This window comes from Candidatus Krumholzibacteriia bacterium (assembly GCA_029865265.1).
GTDB lineage: Bacteria > Krumholzibacteriota > Krumholzibacteriia > WVZY01 > JAKEHA01 > JAKEHA01.
Genome location: JAOUHG010000035.1, coordinates 23,882 through 32,520 on the forward strand (window position 1 = coordinate 23,882; position 8,639 = coordinate 32,520).

Annotated in this window: 10 protein-coding genes; all 10 read left to right on the forward strand. The window is 64.2% G+C overall.

Going from position 1 to position 8,639, the window contains the following annotated elements:
- The first annotated feature begins 84 nt into the window (after positions 1-84).
- Entirely contained in the window at positions 85-1,548 is a 1,464-nt protein-coding gene (locus OEX18_13015; protein ID MDH4338186.1) for a glycosyltransferase family 39 protein, read from the forward strand.
- 96 nt (positions 1,549-1,644) lie between these two features.
- A complete protein-coding gene (locus tag OEX18_13020) occupies positions 1,645-2,055 on the forward strand; it encodes a zf-TFIIB domain-containing protein (GenBank protein MDH4338187.1) in 411 nt (136 codons plus the stop codon).
- A gap of 22 nt (positions 2,056-2,077) precedes the next feature.
- A complete protein-coding gene (locus tag OEX18_13025; protein MDH4338188.1) occupies positions 2,078-2,641 on the forward strand; it encodes a LemA family protein in 564 nt (187 codons plus the stop codon).
- Positions 2,642-2,686: 45 nt separating this feature from the next.
- Positions 2,687-4,147, forward strand: a complete 1,461-nt coding sequence (locus OEX18_13030; GenBank protein ID MDH4338189.1) for a M48 family metallopeptidase — start codon at positions 2,687-2,689, stop codon at positions 4,145-4,147.
- 222 nt (positions 4,148-4,369) lie between these two features.
- Positions 4,370-4,843 (forward strand): putative molybdenum carrier protein, encoded by a 474-nt coding sequence (locus OEX18_13035; protein MDH4338190.1) that lies wholly within the window; start codon positions 4,370-4,372, stop codon positions 4,841-4,843.
- 67 nt (positions 4,844-4,910) lie between these two features.
- Entirely contained in the window at positions 4,911-6,260 is a 1,350-nt protein-coding gene (locus tag OEX18_13040) for a HEAT repeat domain-containing protein (GenBank protein ID MDH4338191.1), read from the forward strand.
- 74 nt (positions 6,261-6,334) lie between these two features.
- On the forward strand, positions 6,335-6,910 hold the full coding sequence (locus tag OEX18_13045) for a DUF2721 domain-containing protein (GenBank protein MDH4338192.1): 576 nt from the start codon (positions 6,335-6,337) through the stop codon (positions 6,908-6,910).
- 142 nt (positions 6,911-7,052) lie between these two features.
- Positions 7,053-7,328, forward strand: a complete 276-nt coding sequence (locus tag OEX18_13050) for an RNA-binding protein (protein ID MDH4338193.1) — start codon at positions 7,053-7,055, stop codon at positions 7,326-7,328.
- Positions 7,329-7,697: 369 nt separating this feature from the next.
- A complete protein-coding gene (locus OEX18_13055; GenBank protein MDH4338194.1) occupies positions 7,698-7,973 on the forward strand; it encodes an RNA-binding protein in 276 nt (91 codons plus the stop codon).
- A gap of 219 nt (positions 7,974-8,192) precedes the next feature.
- Positions 8,193-8,639, forward strand: a 447-nt coding sequence (locus tag OEX18_13060) for a formate--tetrahydrofolate ligase (GenBank protein MDH4338195.1), incomplete at its 3' end; no start/stop codon positions are given.

Genomic DNA, 8,639 nt, shown 5'->3' on the forward strand with positions numbered 1-8,639 from the left:
CTCTCATTTGAGAGTCCCAAGCCATCAGCACCGCATGCACCCGGGTGGGGCTCGTGGATTCCGCTGGCGCTCGCGCTGGTTTCCGTGGCGCTTCACCTCACCGCCGGGCTCAACTACGGCATCTTCCGCGACGAACTCTACTACTGGGACTGCGCCAATCACCTCGCCTGGGGCTACGTCGACCACCCGCCGTTGTCCATTGCCGTGCTCGCCGGCTGGAAGGTGGTCTTTGGCGATTCTCTCTTCTCCCTGCGCGTGATCCCGGCGCTGGCCGGCGGCGCGCTGGTTTTCGTGGTGGCGGCACTCGCGCGGCGCATGGGCGCCTCGCGATTCGGCGTGAACCTCGCCGCCCTCATCACCCTCGCGGTACCATGCTACCTGGGCATCACCGGCATCTACTCCATGAATGCCTTCGATCTGCTCTTCTGGGCGGCGGGATATCTGTTGGTACTGCGCCTCATCGAAGCGCCACGTACGGGAACGTGGGTCGCGCTCGGCGTGTGCGTGGGGATCGGGATGCTGAACAAGATCAGCGTCAGTGTGTTCGTGGTGGCGCTGTTGGCGGGGGCTCTGGTTACGCCGCAGCGGCGCTGGCTGCGCACGCGCGGCCCCTATCTGGCGGGAGCAATCGCGGCGCTCATCTTTTTGCCCCATGTGCTGTGGCAGATTTCCAACGGCTGGCCCACGCGCGAGTTCATCGAGAACGCGCAGCGCTACAAGATCACTGCCTTGAGTCCACCGGGTTTCCTGGCTGGCGTGATGATGGAAATGAGCCCGCCGCTCGCACCGCTGCACCTGGTTGGGATTGCGGCGCTGTTCTTTCTGCCCTCGCTGCGGCGCTTCCGGATGCTGGGCTGGATGGTGGTGGCGGCCATTGCATTCTTCATGCTGCAACGCAGCAAGCCCTACTACGTGGACGCCGTGTTTCCGGCCGTCATCGCGGCGACCGGCGTCGCCGTTGGTGTGGCGGCGGGGCGCCTGCGCTGGCTCAGGCCGGTGGTGGTGGTGTTCGTTGCCGCGTGCATGCTGGTCACCACACCCTTCGCCGTGCCCGTGCTTCCGGTAGAAACGTTCATTGCGTACATGCACAAGACCGGTGGTGGCGGCAGTTCGGGGGAGAACCGCGAGACCGCGGAACTGCCACAGTTCTATGCGGATCGTTTCGGGTGGCAGGAACTCGCCGAACAGGTTGCGGAGACATTTCGCGGACTACCGGATGAGGACCGCGCTGACTGCCTCATCTGGGGCAGGAACTACGGCAACGCCGGGGCGCTCAACTACTACGGGCGTGCGCTGGGGTTGCCGACCGCCGTGTCGACCCACAACAATTACCACCTGTGGGGACCGGGCCGGAACAGCGCGCGTGTGGTGATCACGGTGGGAATCGGGCCGGAGGATCTCGGGGATGCGTTCGAGGAGTATGTCGAAGCCGGAAGCACGCACGCCCGCTACGCCATGCCGGACGAGACGGGCGTTGGCATCTGGGTGTGCCGCGGGATCCGGCTGCCGCTCGAGGAAGTCTGGCGCCTCGGGAAGGCCTACAGGTAATGCAAAGAAACCCGTGTCAACCTGGAGATCATCCTCTAGAATCCCCCGCGAATAGGCGCCGGCCTTGCGTGTAACAGGAGCCAGCGGAAGGACACCATGAACTGCCCCAGATGCGAGAAGCCCATCGTCGCCCTCGAACTGAACCAGATCGAGGTGGACCACTGTCTCAAGTGCGGTGGCGTGTGGCTTGACCCCGACGAAATGGACCTCCTGCTGGCGGGTTCCGCCGGGCGGGAGGAGATCCGCGCCAACATGCGCCCCGACGACGGGGGCGGGGAGCGCACCATCCGCTGCCCGATGTGCGAGAAGAAGATGGCGAAGGTACGGGTGGCGCGTGACAACGGTGTGGGCCTTCGCATCGACCGGTGCGAAAACGGTCATGGCACCTGGCTGGATGGCGGGGAACTGCACGCGCTGGTGGCGCTGTCGGATTTTCCCGCCGCAGACCGGATTCACGACTTTCTGAGTGCCATATTTCGCGGGCCGCAGGCGGGCTCGCGCTCATAGTCCGAACCCTTAGGAGGGCGTCATGACAATAGCTGGCCTGGTTTTCCTGGGAATCGTCGCACTGGCGATCTTCTTCTTCGTCGGCATCTACAACTCGCTGGTGCAGCTGCGCAACCGCGTGAAGAACGCGTGGTCGCAGATCGATGTGCAGCTCAAGCGACGCTACGACCTGATCCCCAACCTGGTCGAGACCGCCAAGGGTTACATGCAGCACGAGCGCGAAACGCTCACCGCCATCACCGATGCGCGCAGCCGCGCCATGGGTGCGGGCACGGTGGCCGACAAGGGCGCGGCGGAGACACAGCTCACCGGCGCCCTCTCCAAGTTCATGCTGGTGGTGGAGAACTATCCTGATCTCAAGGCCAACCAGAACTTCCTGTCCTTGCAGGAAGAACTGACCGGTACCGAGAACAAGATCGCCTTCTCGCGCCAGGCCTACAACGACGCGGTACTCTTCTTCAACAACAAGATCGAGATGTTCCCGTCGAACGTCGTCGCGGGCATGTTCAACTTCCGCCCCGAGGAGATGTTCGAAATCGAGGAAGCCACGCAGCGCGAAGCGCCCAAGGTTCAGTTCACGCGCTAAACGCCTATGATGTGGGAACTCATAGCCGCCAACAGGCGCAAGTCCATGCTGCTCTTTGCGGGCATGGCCACGCTGCTGGTGCTGCTGGGCTATGCCATCGGCGAGACCGTCATGGGCAGCGGCGGTGGGCAGATTGGCATCATCGTCGCCGTCGCCATCTGGGTGATCATGTCGGCCGCCAGCGTGTTCGGGGGGCCGGACCTGGTGCTGCGCATGAGCCGCGCCAGGGAAGTCACCCCGGACGTCCATCCCCAGCTCTTCAACGTGGTGGAGGAGATGAAGATCGCCGGGCAACTGCCCGCGATGCCGAAGATCTACATCATCGACGAGAAGGCGCCCAACGCCTTCGCCACCGGCCTCCGGCCCGAGGACTCGGCCATCGCGGTGACCGCCGGGTTGCTCACGCGCTTGAACCGCGACGAGCTGCAGGGCGTGATCGCGCACGAGACGTCGCACATCATGAACCGCGACGTGCAGTTTCTCACCCTGGCGTCCATCATGCTGGGCAGCATCGTGCTCGTGTCCGAGGTGTTCCTGCGCGGCATGTGGATGAGCGGGGGATCGTCGGGGCGGCGCTACCGCTCGTCCAAGAAAAGCGGCGGTGGTGGCGGCGGCGGGCCGCTGCTGGTGGCGGCCATCGTTCTCGCCATCCTGGGCCCCGTCTTTGCGCGCATCCTGTACTTCTCCATTTCGCGCAAGCGCGAGTACCTCGCCGACGCGTGCGCGGTGCGGCTCACGCGTTACCCCGGGGGACTGGCCAACGCCCTGGAGAAGATATCCGCCAGCAACCTGCCGCTGGAGGCGGCCAACAAGGTGAACGCCCCCATGTTCATCGTGGCCCCGTTGCAGGACGGCAAGAAGGTGGCGGCGTCCGGCTGGGGTGCCACCCACCCGCCCATCGAGCAGCGCGTCGCGATTCTGCGCGGGATGAGCGAGGGCGCCGGGTACCTGAGCTACCAGCACGCGTTCGCAAAGGTGATGGGCAAGCCTGCCATGCTGCTGCCGGCCTCGGCCATCAAGCAGGACGAGCGGGTGGCGGTGCGCGATGCGCATCCGGACGTGGTGCGCGAGGAGAGCGAGAAGCAGAAGGCGCGCAACGTCATGGACCTCATGCGCGCCGTCAACGGGTTCGCGTTTCTCCTGTGTGCGTGCGGCCTGAAGATCAAGGTGCCGCCCGACTACGCCGACCCGGTGATCCACTGCCCGCGCTGCGCGCGCGAGAACGAAATTCCCAAGGCGACGGTGAGCGAGTTTGCGGAAGTGGCGGCGGCGGTGGGCGCCATCGTGGGGGCGGGTGCCGTGGCGGGTGGCGCCGCGGGCGAGGTTCCGTTCGCGAAGCCGGTGGAGGGGGTATCCGGTGAGGACGCGCCGCTCGAATACGCGCGCCGCACGAAGGAGTGGGAGAGCTTCTCCTGCAACTGCGGCCACCTCCTGCAACTCTCGCCCATCTTCTCGGCCAGCCAGATGAAGTGCCCCAACTGCGGACGAATCACGCGGGTGGTGTGATGCGGGGCGCGAATACCATGAGCACCTCTCCAGCAGAGCGTGTCGAGATCGCCTGCAGTATGTCCGAAAACCTTCGGGACATCGTTCGCGCTGGGATTGTCGTGCGTTATGGCGCCGAAGGAGTGGAGCATATGCGCAAGTATCTCTTCCTCGCCTTGTACGGCCAGGACTTCGACGAAGAGAAGAAGCGTCGCATCCTTGCCTCGTGGGGCGAAGCGTGACGTGATCGTCCGGCGCATTGTCTCGGGGGCGCAGACCGGTGCCGACCGTGCGGCGCTCGACGCCGCTCTTGAACTCGGCGTCGAAACCGGGGGCTGGGTGCCGAGGGGGCGCAAGGCCGAAGACGGCGTCATCCCCGATCGCTATCCCAACCTGCGCGAGACCCCCGGCGAGGACTACGAGACCCGCACCCGCTGGAACGTCCGCGACTCCGACGCCACATTGATTCTCTCCCATGGCCCGCTCTCCGGCGGCTCGAAGTTCACCGAGTCCGTCGCGCAATCGCTTGGCAAACCGGTCCTGCACGTGGATCTCGCGGTGACTCCCGCAGCGAAGGCGGCTGCCGTCATCCGCGAATGGCTGTCGGGTCTGGCGGGTGACACCCTCAACGTGGCCGGTCCGCGCGCGAGCAACGACCCGGCAATCTACCCGGAAGCGCGGAACATCGTGCATCGAATACTCACGCCGGGCCAATAAGGTGTGGCCCGATCGCCCGCCGCAATACATATTCGATCCAGCAGCGAGACCCCGCCCGGAGGTTGCCATGCGTCGAACCATGATCCTGGCCGGTGTCCTGTTGTGCCTCGTTTCTTCCGCCGCCCACGCCATGTGGGCCGCAATGCGCCTCGAGAGCGTCGTCACCCAGTCGGACCTCATTGTTGTCGCCACGTTGAGCGACACCCGCAGCCACCGCGAAGCGGGAATGGACGTGGTGGAAGGTCCACTGGTGGTGGAACGCGTGATCTGGGGGGAGGTCGCGCCGGGCGACACGCTCCTCCTGCGCTGGCAGAATTATCCGGAAGTCGCCTGTCCGCGCGTTGAGAACGGGCGCTACACCGGCACCTCCCAGATCTGGTTCCTCACCCGGGATGCCGACGGCGTGGTTCACGCGGATCATCCCCATCGTGTCATGCCACCGACGGAGTTCGACACGGTCGTTGATACCATGCGCGCATACCCGTATCGGGTAATCACGCCGCGTTTCGATATCGGTGAGCCGGTGAATATCGACATCATCTTTCGTAATGCCACCGACGCGCCAATCGAAGTGCCGGCCATGGAGATCAGCCAGGGGCGCATGACCTACGGCACCGGCTTCGACTTTCGTCCCCAGTTGCACGAGCAGAACTGGGTGCCGCGCGCGGACGCCCGCTTTCAGCCCGACAGCACAATGGCGCCCCTGACGCTGGCGCCCGGAGAGTCGAGGCGGGTGTCCATTCCGCTGTCGGAACTCGTGGGTGAGCTTCCGCCGGCGACGCATCGCTTCGAAATCGTGGTAAACGGCCGCGTCATGCGGTGCAACGTGCAGGTTCTGTCGGCGTGGATGACCCGCCTGGAACGCGTTCGCGACACGCCCGCGGAGATCGACTTCTATCTCGCAACGCTGCGTGATACCGCGCAGGCGCAGCAGTCGGCACTCATGATGCTGAGATTGAAGCGCAGCGAGACGGTGCGGGTCGCGCCGCAGCTGATGGCGCTGTGCGACTCGCTCCCGGTGCCGATTCGTCTGCAGGTCATTCAGCTGATAACAATCCTCGACTTCGATACCGACTCGCGCCTCGATTTCCTGCTGGAGCGAGTCCACCATCCCGACGCGCGCGTGCGAGGCGCGGCCGGCTACGGCATCGGCATGGTCATGCAGGGGGGCATCCCGGCGGACCGGCGGGTGGGGGCGGGCAACGCGTTGATCCATCTCCTCGGGGACGAGGACCCCGGCGTGCGTGGCGCGGCAATCAATTCCGTAAACAACGCGCGCGTGATCGGCGCGCTTCCCACGCTGAAGTCGATTATCGAATTCGACGCCAATCCCGGCAATCGCGAGTCCGCGCGCCGGACGGTCAACGTGCTGGAGGGCCGCAATCCCTGCCGGGACCGCCCGGCCCGGGCGGACTGAAGCGTGCGCGGGGCTCGTTACACTGGAGATCTTCGACGTCGCCGGGCGCCGCCCCAATGGGATAGAATGGTCGCGTGACGCTCACCGACCTGCTTCCCATCCTGCAACTGGCCATCGGCCCGACCATTCTGGTGTCGGGCGTGGGGCTGGTAATGCTGTCGATGACGAACCGCTTCAGCCGCATCATCGACCGCTCGCGCCAGTTGACGCGGGAATCGCGTACCGAGCCCGATGCGGTGCGCGATCTCATTCTGGCCGAGCTCCGCATCCTGGCGCGCCGCGCCAGGGTGGTGCGCGCGGCGATTGCGCTGGCATCCTCCAGCGTGCTGCTGGCGGCGCTCTTGATCATGAGTCTCTTTGCGGGTGTGCTTTTCAGCCTGTCGATCGCGTGGCTGGTGGTGGCGGTCTTCTCTCTGTGCCTGGCATGCCTCATCGCCGGTCTGATTCTCTTTATCTACGACATCAACCTGTCCCTGCGCGCGCTGTGGCTGGAGATGCCGGTGGGCGGAGACGTCGATGGGGGGCGGCCCGCGCTCCAAAATAGCCCTTTACTTCCGGGGGCCTGGGGGGTATTCTCCTTGTTGACCTACCTTTACGCCCTCGGGACTATCTTGTTCAGCTTCCCTCTCGCAGAGTTGCTCGACCCTTGAAAATTCCCTGTCGTAGTGGATGGTTGTGGTTCGACGCCTTGTGGAACCACATTGGTTGGGGCGCAATGGAAACCCGGAACTTGCCGGAGTTCCCGAGCGCCCCTGTTGAGCCGGACATCCGGCATTTTGGAGACAAGACAAGATGAAGAAAATGTACGTGGGCAATCTGCCCTTCAGCGCCACCGAAGACCAGGTTAGAGCACTGTTCAGCAAGCACGGCACCGTTGCGTCCGTGTCGCTGATCAACGATCGCGAGACCGGCCGCCCCCGCGGCTTTGGTTTCGTCGAGATCGACGACAACGGCCTGGACGCTGCCATCAAGGCCCTCAACGGGTACGAGATGGACGGGCGCGCGCTCAAAGTCAATGAGGCGCAGGACAAGCCCCGTGGCGGCGGTGGCGGCGGCAGCCGCTGGTAGGCTTAACGCCTGCCCAAATGCTGCAAGAGAGAAAGACCCCGTCATCGCAAGATGGCGGGGTCTTCTGTTTCTGGTGAAGGTGAGAGGGCCGCCGTTGAAATTGGGCTCTCGTTTCACGAATAGACCTTTACTTCTCCGGGCGCGGGACGTAACCTTCCAGTAGACCTACCTAAACGCCCTCGGGACGATCTCGTTCAGCTTCCCTCTCAAAGAGTCGCTCAACCCTTGAAATTCCTAAGTCGCAGCGGATGGTCGCGGTTCGACGCCTTTGTTGAACCACATTTGGGGCGCAACGGAAACCCGGAACTTGCCGGGGATCCCGAGGGTCCCTGTTGAGCCGGACCTCCGGCACTTTGGAGATAAGACAAGATGAAGAAAATGTACGTGGGCAACCTGCCCTTCAGCGCCACCGAAGACCAGATCAAGACCTTGTTCGGCAAGCACGGCACGGTTGCGTCCGTATCGCTGATCAACGATCGCGAGACCGGCCGCCCCCGCGGTTTTGGTTTCGTCGAGATCGACGACAACGGCCTGACCGCTGCCATCAAGGCCCTCGACGGGTACGAGATGGACGGTCGCGCGCTCAAAGTCAACGAGGCGCAGGACAAGCCGCGTGGCGGCGGTGGCGGCGGCAGCCGCTGGTAGGCTTAACGCCTGCCCAAATGCTGCAAAAGAGAAAGACCCCGTCATCGCAAGATGGCGGGGTCTTCTTGCGTAAGATGAGAAGAGATGGCTGCGGAGTTCCGCATGTCGAGGTGAGGAATCGCCGCGCCCGTTGCGGGTCGCACCCCGGCTTGTTATCTTCTCTTTCAAAGGACAACCGGCCGCAAAACCAACACCATGATTACAAGCACGCCTGTTCCCATGAAGACCAGTTTTGAAATCTCCCGCGACGTGCCACTCGTGCACATGCGCCAGTACATGGCGCTGCTCGGACTGGCCGAGGACGACTTTGACTTCTACGGCAAGTACCAGGGCAAGATCCGCCTGGAAGCGCTGGATCGATGGAAGGACCGCCCGGACGGAAAGCTCATCCTGGTGACGGCCATGACCCCCACCAGCCGCGGCGAGGGCAAGACGCTCACCAGCGTCGGACTCGGCCAGGCGCTGGGAAAGATTGGCAAGAGCGGCATGATCGCGCTGCGCGAACCCTCGCTGGGCCCGGTGTTTGGCATGAAGGGCGGGGCCACCGGCGGCGGCTACGCACAGGTGATTCCCATGGAGGACATCAACCTGCATTTCAACGGCGACATCCATGCCATCACCACCGCGCACAACCTGCTCGCCGCCCTGCTCGACAACCACATCTAT